A 22,461-nucleotide genomic window follows, 5' to 3' on the forward strand; every position below is an offset into this window, starting at 1 on the left:
TTACATCAACCAAGTTCGTAGCCGTGCAGCTAACCCTGATGGTTTCGTAATGAAAGGTGGTAAAGCAGAAGCTAACTATGCAATCTCTACGTATACTACGTTAGGAGATCAAGCAAATGCACGTCGTATTGTTCGTATGGAGCGTTTGTTAGAATTAGCTACGGAAGGACACCGTTTCTTCGATTTAGTTCGTTGGAATGTTGCTAGCAGATCTTTGAACGCATACTTAAAGTATGAGGCGAAGTGGTTAGTAACTAAGTTTGGTGGAGCTGCCTACAATGATGAAGACAAGTTCTTGCCTATTCCACAAGTTCAAATTGATATTCAAGGATCGAGTGTTTTAACACAAAACCCGATCAAATAGATTATCTATTAAGTTTATTTTAAAAAAGGTGAGAACTTGTTCTCACCTTTTTTAATTTTAGTTTTTCAATTTCCCCTTATGTACACAAGAATTTCTGTTCTCCTTTTTCTGTTCGCAAGTAGTCTAATTTCTTGCCAATCAAAAACCACGTTTGAGCTACTGCCCGATACGGATACCGGTATTCATTTTTCAAATCAAATTGCCGAAAACGACACCTTGAATATTTTGAAGTATGAATACCTCTACAATGGTAGTGGCGTAGGTATGGGGGATTTCAACCAAGATGGTAAACTTGATCTGTTTTTCGCAGGGAATCAAGCACCGAGTACCCTTTATTTGAATCAAGGAGAATTCAAATTTGAAGACATTACGAAATCTGCAGGCATTCAAACGGCTGGTCGGTGGTGTTCAGGTGTTTCTGTCGTCGACATTAATGGCGATGGCTTGTTAGATATCTATTTATCTGCTACCATGAAACTTTCTGCCAAAGATCGCGAAAACATGCTCTTCGTAAATCAGGGGATTAAGGATGGAAAACCAACTTTTAAAGAAATGGCTGCTGAATATGGCATCAACGACGCTGGTCATAGTGAACATGCGGCCTTCTTTGATTACGATCGTGATGGTGATTTAGATTTATATGTGTTAACCGATGTCATAGATCAATTTCCTTCCTTATATCGTCCTAAAGTAACCGATGGTTCGTATCCAAATACAGATCGCCTTTATCGAAACGATTATGTCGCTGGTGCTGCGCATCCGGTATTTAAAAATGTATCTAATGAGGCTGGAATTACGATTGAAGGATATGGCTTAGGTATCAATATTTGTGACATTAATCAAGATAATTGGCCGGATATTTACGTGACGAACGACTACGTTTCAGATGATATTTTATACATCAATAATCACGACGGCACCTTCACCGATCAAGCCAAAACCTATTTTAAACATACGAGTCTTAGCGCCATGGGGAATGATGTGGCGGACATTAATAATGACGGTTTAGCTGACATCGTTGCCTTAGATATGTTGCCCAAAGACAACGAACGCAAAAAGCAATTGGCGCCACCAAACAGCTATCAGTCCTATCAGAATAGTGACATGCATGGGTATACGTATCAGTACATGCGAAATACCTTACAGTTAAATTCGGGAAAAAAGGCGGATGGTTCAGCGATTCCTTTTCAAGAAGTTAGTTTGATGGCTGGCGTTTCTGAAACGGAATGGAGCTGGTGTCCTTCGTTAGCAGATTTTGATAATGATGGTTATCGGGATTTGATGATTACTAATGGCTTCCCGCGTGATGTCACAGATCGCGATTTCATGTCTTATCGAGCTAATGCGCAGCAACTAGCCTCTGATGCAGTATTACTTGAACAATTGCCGGTAATCAAGGTCAATAACTATGCATTTAAGAACAAAGGAGGCCTTCAATTTGAAGATGTTAGTGCCGCTTGGGGGATTCAAGTGCCTTCCTTTTCAAATGGCGCGAGTTATGGGGATTTGGATAATGATGGAGATTTGGATTATGTAGTTAATAACATCAATGACAAAGCCTTCGTTTATCGGAATAATTCGGTCGAGCAGAATCCTGACAAAAGCCACTATTTACGTGTTAAGTTTACTGGTAGAGGACAAAATAAACAAGGGTTAGGCGCACACGTAGAAGGTGTATTTGCCGATGGGACCTTATTTTATTATGAGAATTCACCGTATCGAGGCTACTTGTCCAGTGTAGAACCTGTAGCACATATTGGTTTAGGAATGAAACAAAAGATTAAAGAGTTGCGCATAATTTGGCCCAATGATTCCATGCAAGTCATTAAGTCGCCTAAGTCTGATCAGATTTTACAAGTTACCATGGCTGACGCACGGACGCCTGCCATGTCACTCATGAAAACACCAGTTCCTTTATTGGATGATATTTCTGCACAAACTTTATTAACTGACACCCCTAAAGAATACGACTTCATCGATTTTAATTACCAGAGTTTGTTGCCATTTAAACTGTCCCAATTAGGGCCAGGAGTGTCCGTTGGTGATGTAAATGGGGACGGATTAGAGGATATGTTTGTAGGTGGAGCCAAGTTTTATTCGGGGATTTTCTATCTCCAACAAGCCAATGGGACGTTTAAATCTAAATTTTTAGAAGGTGTAGCAGAGGATAAATTAAAGCTTGGTGAAGACCTAGGATCCTTGTTGGTGGACATGGACCGAGACGGTGATTTAGATTTATATATCGCCCGCGGCGGAACTGAAGGCAAACCAGGTGCAACAAGCTTCCAAGATGTTATTTATACGAATGATGGAAAAGGCAATTTTGCTTTAAGCCCAAGTGCCTTACCGGTATTTACCGAAAGTAATGCGGCAGTAAGAGCCTTGGATTTTGACCGTGATGGTGACTTAGATTTATTTGTTAGTGGAAGGAATGTCGCTTTTCAGTATCCGATGGGGACTGTTTCTCGTTTGTTTCGTAATGATTCAAAGCCAGGGGTGATTAAGTACACCGACATGACCAAGTCGTGGGCACCTGAATTATTGCAAGCGAGTTTGGCGTGTGATGCAGTATGTACCGATTTCAATCAAGATGGCTGGGTAGATATCGTTGTTGCTGGTGAATTTGCCCCGATTCAATTCTTTGCGAATCAAAAAGGACGCCTGAAAAAATTGAGCGAAACAGGGGTTGAGCATTTGACCGGATTGTGGGGGTCAATTGTGTCAGCTGATTTTGACCACGATGGTGATATGGATTTTATTGCCGGAAATATGGGAAAAAATACCTTATTGCGGGCTAGTTCGAAACAACCTGTGGATGTGTGGCATGGTGATGTAGATGCAAATGGTGTTTATGATGTTTTTCCGTTCGTCTATTTCCAAACGCAAGCAGGAACAGCGATGTCAGCACCTTTATTTGGCAAAGATGACACCCATAAACAGCTTAATGCAACACGTCAGCGCTTTGTGTATTACAAGGAATTTGGCGCTGTTTCACAGGACAAGTTTTTCTTAGATGCCGAAAAAGCAAAAGCAACGAAGAGTTCAATGACCGAGAATGCCTCTGTATACATGGAGAATTTGGGAGATGGTAAATTTAAATCGCATGAATTGCCTCGCCTTGCCCAAGTGTCAGCGATTAATGGAATGCAGATTTTAGATATTAACCAAGATGGGAATTTAGATATCCTTTATATAGGTAATAATTACGGAAATGAAGTCGCCATGGGTCGCTACGATGCTTCGAATGGCGGTGTACTTCTTGGGAATGGACGTGGTGGATTCTCGTTCCAAACCGGTTCAGGTTTGTTTGTACCTGGTGATGCTAAATCATTCGTGCAGGTTCTTCTTGGCAAAGATCAATTGGCCTTCGTAGCACTGCAGAATCGGGGTAAAATGTATGCGTTTAAACCGCGCATGGCATTTGATTATCTGCCTGTCAATCAAGATTTTAGCTATCAATTTAAGGGGAAGACTCAAAAAGTGACATGGAGCTATGGCTCATCTTATTTGAGTCAAAGCCAATTAGCTCAAGGATTTGTTCCGCATGGTGCGAAATTAACGAAGTAGGTTTTTGTAGTAGGTTAATTGAAGACCAGGTGTATTTTTTGCACCTGGTTTTCTATTTCCAAACTGATAGTTGCCCAGTAAAATATCTATATCTCCATCGTGGTCCACGTCTCCCGCATCCATTGTAATGTAATGTCCGTCAACTGGAATTCCCAAATTACTTACCTTGAAAGTTAGGTTCCCTTGGTTTTGGAAATATAAGAAGGACTCAATTTTTCCTTGGTCATTTTCCGCAAAGAATGCAATCATGGCTAAATCTAAATCGCCATCTTGGTCAAAATCACGCGCCAGTGTTTTGTACGCCCCATAGACTGGATAAAAATACGCCTCCTTGAAATTATTTTGTTTGTCATTGAGATAAATACGTACCCCGTGATATCCTTTTTTTGCATAGGAATAATCGGCGTTATCCCCATTTGTAATCATAATATCATCAAATCCATCTTTGTTGAAATCTGCAACTTCCATGTAATTACTGCCTGAAACACTCTCAAATTGCAAAAGAGGTTTTTCAACAAAAATGCCATTCAACTTATTTATGTATAAGGATACTCCTTCCCGAGCCTGTGCCATTAATACGAGAATATCCGGTTTTCCATCACCTGTAAAATCTTTAACCACGGCGTTTCGTGCACCCGGCTGAATCTTCAATACATTTCTTTTTTTACTTTTTCCATCTACCCAGCTAAGTTTTCCGGCTTCAAATCCAAACTCGCAAATCAAGTAATCAGGAATACCATCTTGGTTGAAATCTGCTAGTTGTACATCAACAGGCCTCGATAATGAGTCGGCAAGTGTGACTTGCTTCCTATTTTCATCAATGGAAACGAGTTGGCCAATATGCTGGTCATTCGGATAAAGTTTCCCAATCCCAACGGCATACGCATTCTTTCCCACGAATTGTGTGTGAACAATGGGCGTAGGTGTTTGAATGGTTTGTTTAATGTTTAGTTTTTCATCGAATATCCATAGTTTCTGAGATCGAGTACCTACCCATACTTCAGATTTCTGAGGATGAATACGAATGGAAGTTACGCTCCCTATGGGATCAGCAGGGGAAATGAAGGATTCCCGTTTGAAATGCAAAGGATCCAAACTGATTGGACTGCGTTTCGGTTGGGGCAATGGTTTTTCAGGTGCTTTTGCCGTATAATAGGCCACAATTAAATCCCAATCTTCCTGACTTATTTTAGGTGTTTCTGGGTAAATATCTAATTTCATTGCGCTTTGGTATTGCTCATCCGGAATATTTGTGAGTAATTCAAAGCGATTTCCTATGCCGAGTCGGTAAGCCATTTCCGGTAAAACCCCCTCATTCCACGTCTTCTTATCCAAAAGATTCGGGTCAGGAAATTTATGGCATGAGGCACATGTTTTTTTTGCGAGGGCTTCTCCTTTTTCTTCAGGTGTTTGCCGACAAGAAAAACAGAAAATAACAACTATAAGGATTAAAAAACGCATATTTATTGAGTGACAGGTGCTTCTGCGGCAGTTGAATCACCCGCCACGCGACCATTGCAACTAAAATCAAATACAAAATTTTCAGGTTTGATAAATGGCATCTTCCGATACCCTTCAATCGCTAAAGTCTGGTCGGCATATACCTTTTCCATGAATTTCGCATAGGCTGGCATCGCCATTTTTGCACCTTGACCAAGAGCTAAGCTACGGAAGTGGATACTGCGATCGTCGCCGCCAACCCATACGCCGGCAACTAACTTCTGAGTAACTCCCATAAACCAGCCATCCGAATAATTTGAGGTTGTTCCAGTTTTAGCACCTATTTCATTCCCTGCTACAATCGATGTTCGTTTCAATCCTTCGGCGGTACCTCCTGGCTCATGGACTGCTCCTTGTAACATGTAGGTCATTAGATAAGCGGTTTCAGGTTTGATAACAGCTTTAACTGGTGGCGAATATTCACGTAGGACATTGCCCACCTTATCGGTTATTTTTAGGACTAAGATTGGTTCAATTTTTTCACCACCATTCGCAAGCGTAGCATAACCAGAAACTTGCTCAAGCAACGACACTTCTGATGCCCCTAAACAAAGGGATGGAACTTCGTTTAATGGGCTGTTGATGCCACATTTATGGGCAAATTCCGCAATCTTTTCTGGGCCTAATTGCTTCATCAATTTGGCAGAAATGGAATTGATAGATAATCCCATCGCCCGCCGCATTTTCATATTTTGATAGCTGTATTTGCCATCTGAATTTTGGGGTGTCCAAGTTCCTCCACTAAGACCGTCTTCCTCTCCAAAAGTCACGGGTTCATCCATCAATTCATCACACGGGGTAACGATTTCATTCTCTATGGCCGCTCCATAAACAAAGGGTTTAAACGTGGAACCAGGCTGGCGCTTACTTTGTGAGATGTGATCGAATTTGAAATATTTGTAGTTAATACCACCGATCCAAGCTTTCACATGCCCATTCATGGGATCCATCGCCATCATGCCGCAGTTCAGAATTCGTTTGTAATAGTTCAATGAATCCATCGGGCTCAAGGTCGTATCTTTATCTCCATCGTATGTGAAAACCGTCATTTTAAGTGGTCTGCGTAATTCTTCCCAAACTTTAAATTCATCATTATTGTACGCAGTCATCAAGTCACGGTAACGTTGTGTCCGCTTCATCGCATCACGTAAAAAGCCCTTGATTTCCTTCATCTCTTCATTAACCCATGGATTGCGTCCACGCCAATGATCATAAAACAACTTTTGTTCCGCACGCATGTGCTCTCGAACGGATTCCTCCGCGTATTTCTGCATGCGTGAATCAATGCTAGTATAAATGCGTAAGCCACTGGTGTACAGGTTTAATTGCTGGTCCTCCGGACGTTCTTGATTTAATTCCTTAATAGCCTTTAAAACTTGCTGGCGTATGACCTCCCTGAAATAGGGCGCCGCTCCCGTATTCTGGTTTTCCACACGGTAATTTAAGTTGAGTGGCGCGTCTTGCAACTTGGGTAAATCTTCTTCCGTGATGAATTCATATTTGGCTAGTTGGCCCAACACCACATTACGTCGTTCCAATGTTCTTTCTGGGCGAATGCGTGGATCATATAAAGAGGGATTTTGAAGTAGACCGATTAGCGTGGCGGCTTCCGGAAGCGTTACTTCTTGAAGGTCTTTTTGGAAATAGGTCCGACAGGCAACCTGTATTCCGTAGGCATTGTTACCAAAACTTACTTCATTCAGGTACATGGCCATGATCTCTTGCTTGGTGTATCGGCGCTCTAATCGGATCGCCAAAATCCATTCCTTAACTTTGGCAATGACCGTTCGTAAGCCATCTATTTTCATGAGTAGACCTAAGTAAACGGGGTCGTCTTCCCCAAACTCCATGGAGCGGGTATGGAACAAATTTTTAGCTAGTTGCTGTGAAATAGTACTTCCTCCACCGGCAGTACCTAATGAAAAGACCACACGAAACATCGAGCGAATATCAATTCCCGAATGTGATGTAAAGCGGGCATCTTCCGTCGAAACGAGTGTATTGACAATATTTTCAGGAAGTTGTTCAAATTCAAGCGGGTTCCGATTTTCACGAAAGTATTTGCCGATCTCTTGGCCATCTTCGGAAATCATCAATGAGGCCAGTTGGCTTTTTGGATTCTCTAATTCATATAAGCTTGGCATTCCGCCGAAGAGCCACAAAAAGTTGTAATTGACAGCTACAATAAATAGGATGGACGCTACGGTTGTGCCGAGGAAAAATCGGTACATGGTTCGTATAAATTTGGCATATTTCCCTACTTCTAATGCAAACATATTATCGGTTGTTTTGGGTAAATTTTTCCAACAAGGCTTTTACTTCTGGTATGAGTGGGCTTTTGGGGTAGGCCTGCTCAAACTGTTTGAGTTCTTTTTTATATCGGTCAAAGTCTTTTAAGCCACCATAGCTTTGAGCTTTTAAAAATACGATTTTATCTTCCCATTTACTACCCGGATACGTTTGAAGTAATAAATCTGCTTGCGCGATACACGCAGAAAAGTCGGCCGACTTAAATTGAGCGTATGCTTTTTCGTAATTTTTCTGAGCTTCTAATTCTTTGCCTTCTGTCAATCCACCAAACTCTAAGGTTAAAATTGCTTGTTTGAAAAACGAATTTGGGTATTTGTCAAATAGTAATTGTCGGTACATTTTTGATTTTTCGCTACTTAAGTAAAGCAGGTAAAGTGCTTCAGCTTCACTGGAAGTTAAGGGATAGTCGCGTAGTAATTGAGTTAAAGATTGTTCCGCTAAATCATTTTTTGTCAATTCGATTTTGGCGTATTTGCCGAGGTCGAATAGTGCTTTTTCGCGCTTTAAATTAATTTCGGCTTGTTGCTTTTCCGTACGAGGAATGGTGTTGAGCCAAATTTGAAGTGAATCTTGGGTTGTTGCCAACGAGCTTGCTGTGTTCGTTTGTGCAATTGCATTTTGCATCACTTGCACATCTGCCTGGGCTGCGGCTTGTTTGTTCTTCCTATTCCAAAAATCCTCCAAGGTTCGTATTCCCCACTTTCTCCCAAATTCTTGTTGGCCCTGCACCCGCGCCTGATCATTATAAAAATAAAAGCTTTGTTGCTCAGGTGTCGCTGGTCGTCTTGTAAACGTAACCAAATTGGCATTTGGAATGACCGTCTTTTTCAGTTGGACCGAATCCATTTTCGCTTTTTTCGACTTTTGGACTTTTTCATACATAGCCTTTAACTCACTTTCGGATCGTTGGCCTAATTTTAATAATGAATCCTGCATTTTGATTGAACCATCTAAACGCGCAAATTCGCCCCACTGTGTCCGCAATTTTTGGGCTAGTTGAAATTGGCTATGTTGAGCAGGTAAAAATGTCGCTGCCGAGTCAAAATAGTTGGCCGCATTGCGGTAGTCTTTCAATTGGTTTGAAAACAATTGGCCTAATTGAAAATACAGTTCACCTTTATTTGGGTTATTGGCACCACCATTCTCCCAATTTTTTCGGGCTAGTTCATAGTCTTTATTTTGAAAATGAATTTGGCCGATCGCCAAAAATATATCAGATTGAAGATCTTGGTTCTTCGGGTCTTTTACTAATTTTTCTAATGCTGGAATATTCTCTGTTAAGGCTAAGATTGCTATTTGGGCATGCAGGGTAAGGTCATAACTTGATTTTTGTTTGAGGCATTGTTCGTATGCTTTTTGCGCCTCGGCCGTTTGCCCGAGAATTTGATGCATTTGTCCAAGAATGTAGAAGAGTCGGCCGCGCTCTGCCCGTTTTTTTGCGCGTGGAGCCGCTTTTTCTAGAAGGGGAATGGACTTAGAAAGTAAATTTTGTTTTTGGTATGTAAAAGCTTGAAGGAGTAAAAGTTCTTGTTCGTGGCTAGTATTTACCGGGTTTTCGGCAATAAAATTAAATACTTTTTGGGCTGATTCGTAGTTGGCTTGATGCAGGTAAATCGTAGCTAATTCGATGAGTGCCGACTGCTGTGTTTTGGGGTCATGTTCGATCGAATTGATATATTTAAAAGTCTCTAAGGCGTTTGTTAGGTCATGCTGAAGGAGTCGGCCTCGGCCAATAATCAAATAGGCGTCGTCTACAAAGCGGGAGTTTTGATGCCGATCGATGACCAAGGTTGCCTTTCGAACGAGGTTCGCAATCTCTTTCACATAGCTTTGGGAAAAGCTTGTGTCGATGGGCGCAAGGATAGGCAATGCATTAGAGAAATTTTCTTTTTTCTCTTCGCGCGCTTTGTTCGTTAGCGAGATTAAAAGTCGGTCTGCCTGAAAAATGGCATTGTATTTAGCATTTACATTATGAAAAGCAACGGCAGCAGGTCGGGTACTTTGCTGGGAACAGGCCCAGCTGAGTAACACGAGGATTAAAGCTGCCAAAAGTTTATTCATAGGGATGGAATGCGTATAATTTTCAAATTTACAATATATATAAATGAAAAAGGGATAATTTTAGTGTGTGGATAGCCGATTATTTTAATTTTTTCATGAACTCATATCAACGATTTATTGGGGCAGCATTTCAAATGTTGATCACAATTTTAGGAGGCGTCTATCTCGGGCGCTTTTTGGATGAATATTTTCACTCGACTACGCCCTGGTTCACGCTCGGATTTTCATTGGGTTCCATTGCGTTGGCACTGTTTGCACTCATCAAAAGTCTCCCCAAATAATTCGGAATTATGCGTAAATTGCCGCGTTATTCTTAAATTTTTTAATTGTGTTTGAAGGTCGCCGACTAATCTTATTTCTTGTTTTTTTGACAGTGGCGGTAGTCTTTTTAGGCAAGTTGTTTTACCTACAATTAATCGACGAAACCTATGAGAAAGCGGCAGATAACAATGCCATTCGAAAGATCATTCAGGTGCCATTTCGCGGAGAAGTATATGACCGACATGGGAAATTAATTGTATATAATACGCCAGTTTACGATGTGTATATTACGCCGCGCAAAGCTTATGTTGCGGATACAAATCGGTTTTGTGCTTTGTTTGGCATAACTCGTGGGTATTTTGATACGGTTACGCGGCAAGCAAGGTCATATTCCCGGGTCAAACCATCTGTATTTTTAAAGCATTTATCCAAAGAGGATTTTGCGCGAATTCAGGATGCCATGGTCGATTACCCTGGTTTTTCGATAACGACTACTGCCTTTAGGACCTATCAATCGATCGCGTTTTCCAATGCGCTCGGCTATGTAGCGGAGATTAATCCAAATTCACTGAAGGAACAGCCGGATGATTATTACCGACAAGGAGATTTTGTGGGTGTATCAGGAATTGAATCTTATTATGAAGATGTTTTGCGAGGCCAGCGTGGGGTCAAATACCGGATGGTGAATAGCAATGGGGTGGAGAAAGGTGATTATAAAAATGGGAAATTGGATGTATATCCTGTCGCTGGACAGAATTTGTACACGAGTATCGATATTCGTTTGCAAGAATATGCGGATAGTTTGATGATGAATAAGGTGGGAAGTGTGGTGGCGATTGAACCATCAACTGGTGAAATTTTGACGATGGTGTCCGCCCCATCGTACAATCCTAGTTTATTGGCAGGTAGAAATTTTTCAAAATATTATCAAAAACTAGCTTTAGACCCACTGAAGCCATTGATCAATCGGCCGCCCTCTGCGTACTACCGGCCGGGGTCTACGTTTAAGTTGGTGCAAGCTTTAGTGGGCCAACAGCTCGGCATTATATCGGCGGGTTCTGTCTTTGGTCATGCCGGTGCTCCGGTGAAATGTCACGTTCACACTACCGCGCATAATGATTTACATAATGCCATTCAGTGGTCCTGTAACCCTTATTTTTACCATGCATTTCGAAAGATATTGTATGATGGGACAACGGGTGACACCTATGAGCGATCGGCTCAGGGTCTGAAAAGGTGGTCGGAGTTAGTGGCGAATTTTGGTTTTGGACGCAAGCTGGGTGTGGATGTGAGTAATGAAAAACGGGGCAATTTGCCTAATGTGGAGTATTACAACAAAGTGTATAAAGGGGAGAATACGTGGAAATTCTCGAATATTTATTCGTTAAGTATCGGGGAGGGAGAGCTGGTTGTTAGTCCGTTGAAGATGGCTAATTTTGCAGCGATCATTGCAAATCGCGGCTGGTACATTCCCCCACATTTAGTGAAGGGCGTTGGTCCTCGCCGGACGCTAGATCCGTTTTATAAAAATCCGGTGTCAGTTGGCGTAGACGCCAAGTACTTTCCTGTCGTCGTTCAAGGTATGCAAGATGCGGTTTTACATGGTACCGTAGGGGCGGATGGTCGCATTCCGGATATCACGATGTGTGGGAAAACGGGTACATCGCAGAATCAAAAAGGAAAAGATCACTCGGTGTTTATTGCCTTTGCTCCCAAGGATAATCCGAAGATTGCAATTGCGGTGTTTGTGGAGAATGCGGGTTATGGAGGTTTTGCTGCCGCGCCTATAGCTTCGTTGATTATTGAGAAATATTTGAAAGGACGTGTAGATCGCAAGGCGGTTGAGACGAAGTTTATGAATATGAGTTATTTGGCTAATGTGGTGTATAACCGACCAGCCAATCGCGTTAAAATGGATACTTTAAAAAAATGAGCGGATCGTCAGGACAATTAACGAGTCGGATTGATTGGATAAGCGTAGGGCTTTATGCCCTTTTTGTGCTGCTTGGCTGGATGAGTATTTATTCAGCGATATTCAATCCAGAATCGCCTTTAGGGCTGACGGATGCCGCTTTTTATACTTCCAATGCGGGAAAACAATTGATCTGGATAGGGACGAGTTTCGTCTTGATCATGTTTATTTTTGCGCTAGATTTTCGATTTTTTGAATCATTTGCTGTCTTCATTTATGGGTTTTTTATCCTAATGCTGATCGCGGTACCCTTTTTAGGGGTAACGATTAATGGGTCACATTCCTGGTTTAAGTTTGGTTCGGCGACGATCCAACCGGCCGAATTTGCCAAAACAGCAACAGCATTATTGTTAGCTAAATATCTAAATGATCCGCAGGTAAATTTGGGAAGATTTAAAGATCAATGGCGTGCCGCTCTTATTATTGCCTTGCCGATTTTATTAATTGTTGGTTCTAACGAAACGGGATCTGCTCTCGTTTTTGTATCCTTTATCATCTTGCTCTATCGGGAAGGCTTGCCTAGTGCCTATCCAAGTATTTTACTCGGGGGTATTTTTCTTTTTGTAAGTGCGTTGATGCTCGAGCCGCTCACCATCTTTTTGATTTTATTATTTTTTGCCATCATTTTGGTGGTACTCATGCCCATATACCTGCAGCGGATGTGGCAAACCTATGTGAAACTAGCGCTAGGTATTTCGGTTATCATGTCCTTGGCGATGGTTGTCGAGTGGGTGGTCAACCATGTGTTAAAGGAGCATCAGCGAAATAGAATTAAGGTTTTATTAGATCCTGGATTTGATCCGCGCGGCTTAGGGTACCAGGTAACTCAGTCTAAAATTGCGATTGGATCCGGTGGTTTTTGGGGTAAGGGATACCTTGGTGGTACGCAGACAAAATTTGACTTTGTACCGGAGCAAAGCACCGACTTTATTTTCTGTACGATTGGCGAAGAGTTTGGCTTTTTTGGGGTCTCCGTCGTGGTGATTTTGTTTATGGTGTTTTTATGGCGCTTGATGTATTTAGCCGATTTACAACGTTCTCGCTTTGCACGAGCCTATGGATTTGGTGTAGTTGGCATTCTCTTTTTTCACTTTTTGGTTAATATTGGCATGACGATTGGCCTCATGCCGATTATGGGAATTCCGCTACCTTTCTTGAGTTACGGGGGCTCATCGTTATGGTCATTCACCGTATTATTATTTATATTTTTGAAGCTCGATTCGCATCGATCAGACATGTTATCGCGTTAATATGGAAACAGAAAAACTTAGTTCCAAGTCTAAAATGCTGATTGCCGTTGCTGCGCTCGGTTATTTCGTTGATGTATACGATCTCATCTTGTTTTCCGTAGTTCGTAATCCTAGCTTGAAAAGTTTGGGTTTATCGGGTTCTGAATTATTGAGTGAAGGGCTAAACCTCATGAATGTCCAAATGGGTGGCATGCTGCTCGGTGGTATTTTGTGGGGGGTATACGGTGACAAAAAAGGCCGCAAATCGGTACTTTTTGGCTCTATTTTACTTTATTCTGTTGCCAATGCGCTGAATGGTTTTGTAACTGATTTAAATACCTATTGGGTGTTGCGCTTTATTGCTGGTATCGGTTTGGCGGGGGAATTGGGAGCTGGAATTACCTTGGTAAATGAAACATTACCAGCCTCTAAACGAGGAATAGGTACCTTAATTATCGCAGGGGTCGGGGCAGCTGGTGCCGTTTTTGCACCTATTGTCGCGGGGTTAAATCCCGATCCAGAATGGTGGCGAACCTGTTATTTTATTGGTGGAGGTATGGGATTGGCGTTACTTTTATTGCGCCTAGGAACTTTTGAATCATCGATGTATCAAGGCATGCACGTGGATGTACCTAAAGGGAATTTCTTTCAATTATTTACCTCATGGCCTACCTTTAAAAAGTACCTTTATTGTATTTTAATGGGCTTGCCTATTTGGTATATTATCGGCATTTTAGTTTTCTCTGCTCCTGAAATCACGCAGCTAATTGGCATTCAGGGAAGTGTTTCAGGTGGGGATGCAATTATGTATTGTTACATCGGGTTATCAGTTGGTGATTTCGTCAGTGGCGCATTAAGTCAATGGTTCAAGAGTAGGAACAAGGTCGTCCTCATGTACCTACTTTTAGCGTGGGCATTGACTTTATATTTCTTGTATGTGGCAACTGACGTTTCTCAGGTCTTCGCTAATACGCTTATTACAGCTTTGGGCTTTTTTGGTGGATATTGGGCCGTATTTTTGACGGCTTCATCCGAGCAATTTGGCACCAACATCCGCATGACGGTGACGACAACGGTACCTAATTTTGTACGTGGAGCCTTGATTCCCATCAGTTTGTTATTCAAATTCCTCATTCCATCGCTCGGTCTTATTGATGCAGCAGCGTGGGTTGGCGTGCTTTGTTTTAGTTTGGCCTTATTTGCCATCAGCCAACTGAAAGATACGTTTGGTAAATCGTTAGACTTCGTCGAATAATGGCTTTAATTTCTAAGAAGAAAATACTTTATCGGATTAACAATCAGCTTCGGCGGTATTTGCACAAATACAATCGGGAGCACGAGATGAATATTTCGTATCAGGATTTATTGCGTTACGATAATGCGATCGTACTCTACGATAAAAATGGGGCAGATACGCTCTGGGAGACAGTTTTTTACTCGCCAGCGGATCAGCCGGAAGTCTATGAGGCACTCAAGCAAATCTATGCGGATTTAAAAACAGATGGGAATGAGGAGGTGATTAAGCACTTAGTCATTGATCGAGTGGATTACTGTACCTATGGAAATACCCATCCGTTTCGGATTCGAATTGTGAATCGCGTGAACGATAATTTTGATTATTTCTACATCAAAATTGCGGATGCCTCGCGGGTTTATGGATTAGAACTTGAGCATATTTTATCGCCCAATCGCATCAACTACGTGACCTATGACAACACGTTGGTTGAGGAGCATATTGCGGGAATTCCAGGTGATACATTTTTAAAGCAAGACTTGGAGGCTGAATTGGAATCCCCGATTCGTTTAGCCAAAGAGTTTGTCAAGTTTAATGAGCGTTGTCTCGTTCAATTATTGGGCGATATGCATAGTGCCAATTTTGTGGTGATCACAAATCCGGATTTTGAGGAGATCTATTATCGGATTCGCCCTATTGATTTTGACCAACAGTGTTTTGAAGGAAAACGCTCGGTTTACATGCCACAGTACTTCAAACAGAATAATAATTTGATTGAATTAGGGATGAAATACATGACGCCGGAGTCTGTTTGGCAGTACCAAATCGAAGAGCGCTCCATGATTGCTAGTCGGCTTAAATCCGAAAGTCAGCGTGTTTCCGATTTAATGACGGTGATGGCGAAGGATGAAATTGCACCGCAGGAAAATGTCAATCAACTGAAAAGTGAATTAGCCAAACATTACGATGACCCACGTTTCTTGCAATGCAAGACAATGGGGGAGATTGTTTGGAATAGTTTAGAATTAGTGATGCGTCACTAAATTAGTGCTTCTGCGTGCCGTAGGCCATGAAGGCGAATCCGGTGATATAGGCTAGCCCACCGATTGGAGCTATCATTCCCCAAAACGTATTTTGTGTTAGGCAAATCAAATAAAGCGATCCCGGGAAAATTAGGCTTCCGCTAAAGATTAAATAACCGGCAGATTTCAGTAGTCTATTTGATGCTTGAATTTGCCAAATACCAAGTAGCAGCAATGTTAGTCCCCCATACATCTGGTATTGAGCGGCTGTTTCAAAGGTGTCAAGCCGATTTATAGTGCGTAAATAGTCTTTCCACGCATGTGCGCCGAATGCACCTATGGCAACCGACAATCCGGAAATAATTGAGCCAGTAAATAAGGAGAATTTCTTCATGTGTAGGAGCTAAAAAAAGGCCTTAATAACAAGGCCTTTCAATTAAGATGCTAATGAAACTTTTAGATCATTCAGCTTTCGCTTGATTGAATCATCGACTTGTTGGTCCCCCACCTTCAAAATGAATCCACCAATAAGGCTTTCGTCAATCTTTTCGATCAATTGTACTTCTTTACCTGTGTAATCTTTAACGATTTTGGAAACCGTTATTTTCTGGTCGGCCGTTAATGAAGAAGCCGTCGTAACAGTTGCTTTTTGGATTCCTTTGTAATCCGTATACATGGAAATGAATTCTTTAGCCACAGCAGGAAGAATCTTTTCGCGGTTTTTATTCGTGATAATGACGAATATACCGTAGGTAACGGGGTTGAATTTATCCTTAAATAACTTCGCAAGGATTGCTAGTTTGGTATAATGCTTAATGATTGGGCTCTTGAGTGCTAGGACTAATTCATAACTTCCTTCGCATGTATCTGCGAAATCAATCATGTCCTTTGCAACTGCTTCTACGGCATTTTTTTCAATGGCGAAGTCAAGCAAGGATTTAGCGTACCGGTGAGCTACAATTAATTCTGACATGGTTTATTCGATTATGATAATTTAACGTCAGCCATCCACTCAGTCACTAATTTTTCCTGAGCTGCTTTGTCTTTTAATTGGCTTTTCAATACTTTTTCAGCTAAGTCTAACGAAAGCGAAGCTGCTTCTCTACGGATAGATGCTACTGCGCTTGCTTTTTCTTGTTCAAAAGCGACGCGCGCCTTTTCGATTTCTTGGTTTGCAGCCGTCTGTGCGTCTAATTTCGCTTGGGCGATCATTGCATCTGACGCCTCTTTTGCTTGCTTGATTAATCCATCACGTTCAGCGCGTGCTGATGCGATTAGTTGCTCATTACCTGCTTTCAACTCAGCCATTTCAGCACGTGTTGTTTCAGATAATTTGATTGCTTCGTCAATGGATTGCTCCCGCTCTGCTAGTGATTGAATAATGGGTTTCCAAGCAAACTTAGCTAGTAAGAAGAACAAAATTCCAAAGACAAGTAATTGCCAAAAGATTAATCCTAAATCTGGGGTAATTAACTCCATGGTATATAAATATTTACAGTATTTCGTTTCTAGAAAACGCAATTTGGTGCCTAGTGCCTTCCAAATTGCGTTTTAAATTTTTTGAATAATGATTCTAAGGCTAATCCCTAGGTTTATTCGGTTGGTTTCTTATTTCAAAGTAACCAATAGACAAATTACAGCAGCGAATAACGCAACTGCCTCAACAAAGGCAGCAACGATCAACATCGCACCCTGAATTTTTCCAGAAGCTTCTGGTTGACGCGCAATAGCTTCCATAGCAGAACCACCGATGCGACCGATACCAACACCAGCTCCTAAAGCAGCTATACCAGCACCAACACCTGCTAGTCCAAGACCTACAGAAACTTCTAATAAAATCGATAAAATAGACATACGATTTGGGTTTATATAAATTAAAAAAATACAAATTAATGGTGATGCTCTTCGACCGCCGATCCGATGTAATTCGAAACTAACATCGTAAAGATGAAGGCTTGGATGAAGGCAACAATTAGTTCGATTACATTCATGAAAAGCGAGAAAGGAACTACTGCAAGTCCTAATGCCGCATTTTCAAATATGAAAATCAAGGATACTAAACTTAATAAAATGATATGGCCGGCCGTAATATTCGCGAACAAACGAACCATTAACGAGAATGGCTTCATAAATACGCCCACAATTTCTACCGGGGTTAAAATAATTAACATCCACTTAGGAACGCCTGGCATCGCAAAGATGTGTGTCCAATACGTAGAACGTCCATTTACGTTAGTAACAATGAATGCGATGATCGCTAAAACTAAAGTCACGGCGATATTTCCTGTCACGTTTGCTCCTCCTGGAATTAAGCCCAACATATTGTTAAACCAAATAAAGAAGAAGATCGTCAATAAATAAGGCATAAATCGACGGTAATGCTTTTCGCCAATGTTGTTCTTTGCAATTTCATCCCGAACGAAAATGATGATAGGTTCGAACATGGATTGAAGTCCTTTAGGTGCTCTATGCGGATTTTCTTGGTATTTTTTACCTATACCAATGAAGATTGTCAACAATAAAACGGCTGATATTAATAAGGAAGCCACGTTTTTCGTAATTGAAATATCGTATACTTTCTCGCCATTTTCAGCATGAATTTTTCCATGCTCTAAAACGAAACCATTGTAGGGAATCTCTTCGTGATGTTCGTTTTTGAAATTGGATGATGAAAATACCTGTAAACCTGCAGACGCTGTGTAAACAATACAAGGCAATGGTAAAGTAGCATGAAAATGGCCCACTGTAAAGAAATGCCATTCATGTTCGTCTGCAATGTGATGTAGGATTAATTTACCTGGATCGAATTTGGTTGATTCTGTTTTAGTAACTACTGGGGCAGTTGCATTCTCAGTTGCATTCGCTGAATCATTTGCAACTAACGAAAAGCTTGAAAAGCTGAATAATAATCCGAGGATTATATTTGAAAAGTACATTTTCTTTAAAAAAGTCTTAATCGGCATCGTAATTCTAGCTTTTACTATTTTGTGATAATTTATGTTGTTAATACGGCGATTAACGGTGTTTTGGGCACGAAATAAATATTGAAAAACTATTTATTTCCTAAAAACGTCGCAAGTTACGAAGCAAGGCTATTATTTCAAAATTTGCGCTACATAAATAGAGTACAAAAAAGTTGATTGTGAATAAGAATATTTCAGGTGTTCCGGTGTAGGCAAAAAAACCAACGAAAGAAAGGCTTGAAATAAAGCGTATAGTCAGATTAATGAGTTGAAAGTGGACAAATTTTTCTTTCCCACTTTTTGGACTGATTTGTGAAATGCCAATAGTTAAATAGGATTGAAAAATTAGAAACGCTAGAATATACGTTATCTGCGGGTGGATTAAATTTCCCCATGGACTGATGTGTACTAGGTACAAAATACCTATGAGTATGATGTAAAACAGAATTAGGCTTTTCATGCGGGTAAATATCACTAAAATTTTGGAAAATCCTGATTTCATGATTTACTTTGTCCCCTCATTCAGTGGCTGTACAGCATTGAATTATAAAGAAGAAGGGAGAGACTAGGCTCATTGATCTTCTGGCAACCCGTCAAAATTTGACCCCGGTGCTAATTCCTACCCCAGGCGAATGCCTGTTTAGGGAAATATAACGCTTTGACGATGCAAGCAGAATTTAGACACTATCACTATCCCCATACCTTTGCTTTAGAAAGCGGAACTTCGCTTCCCCAAATTGATTTGGCATACCAAACATGGGGGCAGATGAATGCATCTCGCGATAATGTGATATGGATTTGCCATGCATTCACGGGCAGTCAGGACGTTGCCGAATGGTGGCAGGGTCTGGTTGGGCCTGGTAAATTGTTTAATCCCGAGAATAATTTCATCGTTTGTGCCAATATTTTAGGCTCACATTATGGTTCTACGGGTCCTTTGTCTACGGATCCATCAACGGGTAAACCTTATTTTCATTCATTTCCAGATATAAGTATTCGGGATGTTGTTCATTCATTTGAGCTGTTACGAAATGAATTGGGGATTCATAAGATTAAAACGTGTATTGGTGGTTCGATGGGAGGCCAACAAGCCGTTGAGTGGGGAATAGTGAATCCAGATTTGATTCAAAATTTAATTTTAGTGGCGACAAATGCGGTACATTCTCCTTGGGGAGTAGCTTTTAATGAGTCCCAACGGATGGCGATCGAGGTAGATAAGACATGGGGAGAATCGCATCCAAAAGCAGGAATTGAGGGGATGAAAGCTGCTCGTGCCACTGCTCTGATTTCGTATCGTAACTACGAAACCTATCAAATTACCCAATCTCGCCAAGATCACTCGTTGGAAAAAACATTGCGCGCCGTTTCCTATCAACGCTACCAAGGAGAAAAATTAGCCCAGCGATTCAATGCGTATTCCTATTATATTTTGTCCAAAATGATGGATTCTCAAGATGTAGGTCGGAATCGTGGTGGAATTATTCCCGCTTTGAAAGAAATCAAATCCAATACCTTGGTGATTGGAATTAAATCCGATGCACTCTTCCCGATTGTTGAACAAGAATTTTTAGCCAAACATATTCCAGGTGCTTCTTTTCAAATGATTGATTCACTTTACGGGCACGATGGATTTTTAATCGAAAGTGGCTTGATGACAAAGGCGATTCGCTTGTGGCAGAAGTTGCAATTACTTGAGGTTAATCCGATGGCGGAGTTCTTTCGCGAGTTAGAAAGCAGGTAAGAAACGCGCTATTTCTTGTTTTTTGTTTTGTAGAGACGCGATACTTCGCGTCTTTGAGTATGAAGACGCGAGGTATCGCGTCTCTACAATTCTTTGGTATCGCGTCGCTACTTTTTTATATTTGGAGTATGGAATTCAAAAACAAAATCGTCTGGATTACAGGAGCATCTTCCGGAATCGGAGAGGCATTAGCCTATGAATTTGCTACCCAGGGGGCACATCTGGTCTTGTCTGCGCGCAGAGAAGGCGAATTACAACGGGTGGCTCAGTCCTGCGAAATACATGGTGGGAGCGTGTTAGTCTTGCCTTTTGATATGGTGGACCTTCCATCACATTCCAAACAAGTCAATCAAGTTTTGCAGACGTATGGTCGGATTGATGTGTTGGTTTTAAATGCAGGAGTGAGCCAACGGTCATTTGTATTAGATACCAAATTCGAAGTTTACCGAAGTTTGTTTGAAGTGAATTTCTTTTCGATTGTGCATTTGGTCCAACAAGTCATTCCGGTGTTTCAAAAACAGCATGCGGGCGTTTTTGTGCCAATTGCATCCGTGGCCGGCCGAATTTCGACCCCGCGTCGCGCGGCATATGGTGCCACAAAACATGCCTTAATTGGTTTTTTTGATTCCGTGCGTGCAGAATTACATGGACATGGTGTTCAGGTTTCCACCATCATGCCAGGCTATATCCGTACGGAAATTTCATTGCATGCGATGAATGAAGACGGCGAAAAATATGGGAAAATGGACCCAAATCAAGCCAAAGGACTTGATCCAAATATCACCGCCCAAAAAATAGTTCATGCCATTTCTCAGGGTAAAAACTACTTTTTTGTTGGTGGCGCATTAGAGAGATTCGGCTTGATTGTTCAGCGCCTCTTCCCATCCATCGTTCCTTGGATGCTCCGAAAAATTAAAAATACCTAGGCTGTTTGTTTTCGTTCGTTGAAAAATAGGATAAATAGCACGAGTACTAAAACAGCTATGCCCGCGGGTACCATCCAGACCGACTGCCAGTCATGGACGCCATTGGTGGTATACATGTCTAGAACAATACCTGAAAGTTTAGATCCGATGCCCATTCCCACACCATAGGTTGCTAAGGTAATTAGTCCCTGTGCGGAATTCTTAATATGGGGTCCAGCTTTTTGGTCCGTATAAATTTGTCCCGTCACGAAGAAGAAATCGTAGCAAACACCATGAAGAATGATGCCAATATACAAGATCCACTCACTAGAAAGTCCATCGCCGTAGCCAAAGCATACAAACCGTATAATCCAGGCAATTAATCCGACGATAAGCATTTTTTTGACTCCTAGGCGTGTAAATGCGAAGGGAATTAACAACATGAAAATTACCTCAGAAGCTTGACCCAAAGACATTTTGTTTTCTACATTGCTCATGTGGGAATCCGTTAATGAAGGATTCGCCATGGCGTAATAGAAAGAAAGTGGAATACAGATTAGGATCGAAGAAATGAAGAATATCAGGAACGAACGATCCTTGAAAAGTTTGAGGGCGTCTAGGCCAACAATCTGAGCGATAGATGCATTTTTATCGGCTTTCGGAGGGGTATCTGGCAAGAAAAATGCGTAGATTCCTAAGGCGAATGAACTGTACATGGCAATATGAAATATGGCTACATTATCTCCAAGGGCATAAAACCCGATGATATTGGTTACCACAATCCAAGCAACAGTCCCAGTTACCCGGATATTAGCAAATTCCTTTTCCGGATTTTGCATTTGCTTCATCGCAATGGAATTTGATAAGGCTAAATTTGGCGCGAAACACATGGTATAGGCTAAAATGTACCAAAAAAAGATTTCTGGATCCGATGTTTGACTTAATAAATACAACAATCCTCCACCAATAATATTTAAAACTCCCATTACTTTTTGTGCTGCGAAATAACGGTCTGCAATTAGGCCAACAAAAAATGGCGCCACAAATGAGGCAATAGAGAAGGTAAGGTAAGCATTGCCTACTTGATCGCCAGTAGCGTTTAAGGTACTCAATAGGTATTTACTCATTTGACCATACCAGGCTCCCCATCCGAAGAACATCAGGAACATCATGGTCATGAGTTGAATTTTAGTCGATTGCTTCATAGTTTTTGGTTTCTTTCGGGTCAAAAATACAAATTTGGAAGAAATATCAAATTTTAGGAAAATAAATTTTTCGAGCTTTTGGCTCAATTTCGAAAACCCATTTTCTGAAAATACGCCTATTTTTTCT

At 41.3% G+C, this 22,461-nt stretch carries 18 protein-coding genes and 1 riboswitch; of the genes, 9 read left to right on the forward strand and 9 right to left on the reverse strand.

All coding sequences use genetic code 11. The features are described 5' to 3' along the window. Together ACIQ6T_RS08310 and ACIQ6T_RS08315 are read left to right on the forward strand one after the other, a co-directional pair. On the forward strand, nucleotides 1-364 hold a 364-nt coding region (locus ACIQ6T_RS08310), incomplete at its 5' end, for a RagB/SusD family nutrient uptake outer membrane protein (protein ID WP_395785433.1). Nucleotides 365-442: 78 nt separating this feature from the next. Then, complete coding sequence (locus tag ACIQ6T_RS08315) at nucleotides 443-3,931, forward strand: VCBS repeat-containing protein (protein ID WP_395785434.1); 3,489 nt, start codon at nucleotides 443-445, stop codon at nucleotides 3,929-3,931. Here the strand turns inward: ACIQ6T_RS08315 and ACIQ6T_RS08320 are convergent. Genes ACIQ6T_RS08320 through ACIQ6T_RS08330 form a run of 3 tightly spaced genes read right to left on the reverse strand, consistent with a single transcriptional unit; the run spans nucleotide 3,920 to nucleotide 9,802 of the window. Continuing rightward, nucleotides 3,920-5,392 (reverse strand): FG-GAP repeat domain-containing protein, encoded by a 1,473-nt coding sequence (locus tag ACIQ6T_RS08320; protein WP_395785435.1) that lies wholly within the window; start codon nucleotides 5,390-5,392, stop codon nucleotides 3,920-3,922. The genes ACIQ6T_RS08315 and ACIQ6T_RS08320 overlap by 12 nt on opposite strands. A gap of 2 nt (nucleotides 5,393-5,394) precedes the next feature. Further along, a complete protein-coding gene (locus ACIQ6T_RS08325) occupies nucleotides 5,395-7,707 on the reverse strand; it encodes a penicillin-binding protein 1A (RefSeq protein WP_395785436.1) in 2,313 nt (770 codons plus the stop codon). Nucleotide 7,708: 1 nt separating this feature from the next. Next, nucleotides 7,709-9,802, reverse strand: a complete 2,094-nt coding sequence (locus tag ACIQ6T_RS08330; RefSeq protein ID WP_395785437.1) for a hypothetical protein — start codon at nucleotides 9,800-9,802, stop codon at nucleotides 7,709-7,711. A gap of 95 nt (nucleotides 9,803-9,897) precedes the next feature. Between ACIQ6T_RS08330 and ACIQ6T_RS08335 the strand changes: the two genes are divergently transcribed. From ACIQ6T_RS08335 to ACIQ6T_RS08355, 5 genes are read left to right on the forward strand one after another with little or no spacing between them, the layout of a single operon-like run. Beyond that, nucleotides 9,898-10,083: an AtpZ/AtpI family protein gene (locus ACIQ6T_RS08335; protein WP_395785438.1), complete on the forward strand. Its 186-nt coding sequence runs from the start codon at nucleotides 9,898-9,900 to the stop codon at nucleotides 10,081-10,083. A gap of 47 nt (nucleotides 10,084-10,130) precedes the next feature. Next, nucleotides 10,131-11,996, forward strand: coding sequence for a penicillin-binding transpeptidase domain-containing protein (locus ACIQ6T_RS08340; RefSeq protein WP_395785439.1), 1,866 nt, complete (start codon nucleotides 10,131-10,133; stop codon nucleotides 11,994-11,996). Then, nucleotides 11,993-13,285: a rod shape-determining protein RodA gene (gene rodA / locus ACIQ6T_RS08345; RefSeq protein ID WP_395785440.1), complete on the forward strand. Its 1,293-nt coding sequence runs from the start codon at nucleotides 11,993-11,995 to the stop codon at nucleotides 13,283-13,285. The genes ACIQ6T_RS08340 and rodA overlap by 4 nt, the downstream gene beginning before the upstream one ends. A gap of 1 nt (nucleotide 13,286) precedes the next feature. Further along, nucleotides 13,287-14,519, forward strand: a complete 1,233-nt coding sequence (locus ACIQ6T_RS08350) for an MFS transporter (protein WP_395785441.1) — start codon at nucleotides 13,287-13,289, stop codon at nucleotides 14,517-14,519. Beyond that, nucleotides 14,519-15,541: a hypothetical protein gene (locus ACIQ6T_RS08355; RefSeq protein ID WP_395785442.1), complete on the forward strand. Its 1,023-nt coding sequence runs from the start codon at nucleotides 14,519-14,521 to the stop codon at nucleotides 15,539-15,541. The genes ACIQ6T_RS08350 and ACIQ6T_RS08355 overlap by 1 nt, the downstream gene beginning before the upstream one ends. A gap of 1 nt (nucleotide 15,542) precedes the next feature. On the opposite strand, the gene ACIQ6T_RS08360 is transcribed toward ACIQ6T_RS08355, so the two are convergent. From ACIQ6T_RS08360 to atpB, 5 genes are all read right to left on the reverse strand, one after another. After that, nucleotides 15,543-15,914, reverse strand: a complete 372-nt coding sequence (locus tag ACIQ6T_RS08360; RefSeq protein ID WP_395785443.1) for a DUF423 domain-containing protein — start codon at nucleotides 15,912-15,914, stop codon at nucleotides 15,543-15,545. A gap of 42 nt (nucleotides 15,915-15,956) precedes the next feature. Next, the gene (gene atpH / locus ACIQ6T_RS08365; protein WP_395785444.1) at nucleotides 15,957-16,493 is read right to left on the reverse strand and encodes an ATP synthase F1 subunit delta; all 537 of its coding nucleotides are present in this window, start codon (nucleotides 16,491-16,493) and stop codon (nucleotides 15,957-15,959) included. An 11-nt stretch (nucleotides 16,494-16,504) separates the two neighbouring features. Further along, the gene (gene atpF / locus ACIQ6T_RS08370) at nucleotides 16,505-16,999 is read right to left on the reverse strand and encodes a F0F1 ATP synthase subunit B (RefSeq protein WP_395785445.1); all 495 of its coding nucleotides are present in this window, start codon (nucleotides 16,997-16,999) and stop codon (nucleotides 16,505-16,507) included. Nucleotides 17,000-17,128: 129 nt separating this feature from the next. Next, nucleotides 17,129-17,374: an ATP synthase F0 subunit C gene (gene atpE / locus ACIQ6T_RS08375; RefSeq protein WP_395785446.1), complete on the reverse strand. Its 246-nt coding sequence runs from the start codon at nucleotides 17,372-17,374 to the stop codon at nucleotides 17,129-17,131. Nucleotides 17,375-17,409: 35 nt separating this feature from the next. Continuing rightward, nucleotides 17,410-18,483, reverse strand: coding sequence for a F0F1 ATP synthase subunit A (atpB, locus tag ACIQ6T_RS08380; RefSeq protein ID WP_395785447.1), 1,074 nt, complete (start codon nucleotides 18,481-18,483; stop codon nucleotides 17,410-17,412). A gap of 541 nt (nucleotides 18,484-19,024) precedes the next feature. Further along, nucleotides 19,025-19,140: riboswitch (SAM riboswitch) on the forward strand. A gap of 7 nt (nucleotides 19,141-19,147) precedes the next feature. On the opposite strand from atpB, the gene metX reads away from it, so the two are divergent. Further along, nucleotides 19,148-20,224 (forward strand): homoserine O-acetyltransferase, encoded by a 1,077-nt coding sequence (gene metX, locus ACIQ6T_RS08385; protein WP_395785448.1) that lies wholly within the window; start codon nucleotides 19,148-19,150, stop codon nucleotides 20,222-20,224. Nucleotides 20,225-20,352: 128 nt separating this feature from the next. Then, nucleotides 20,353-21,150, forward strand: a complete 798-nt coding sequence (locus ACIQ6T_RS08390; RefSeq protein ID WP_395785449.1) for an SDR family oxidoreductase — start codon at nucleotides 20,353-20,355, stop codon at nucleotides 21,148-21,150. Here the strand turns inward: ACIQ6T_RS08390 and ACIQ6T_RS08395 are convergent. Next, on the reverse strand, nucleotides 21,147-22,334 hold the full coding sequence (locus tag ACIQ6T_RS08395) for a nucleoside permease (RefSeq protein ID WP_395785450.1): 1,188 nt from the start codon (nucleotides 22,332-22,334) through the stop codon (nucleotides 21,147-21,149). The two genes, ACIQ6T_RS08390 and ACIQ6T_RS08395, sit on opposite strands and share 4 nt — an antisense overlap. Nucleotides 22,335-22,461: the final 127 nt, after the last annotated feature.

Origin of the sequence: Aquirufa sp. (assembly GCF_044377215.1) — a bacterium.
Classification (GTDB): Bacteria; Bacteroidota; Bacteroidia; order Cytophagales; family Spirosomataceae; genus Aquirufa.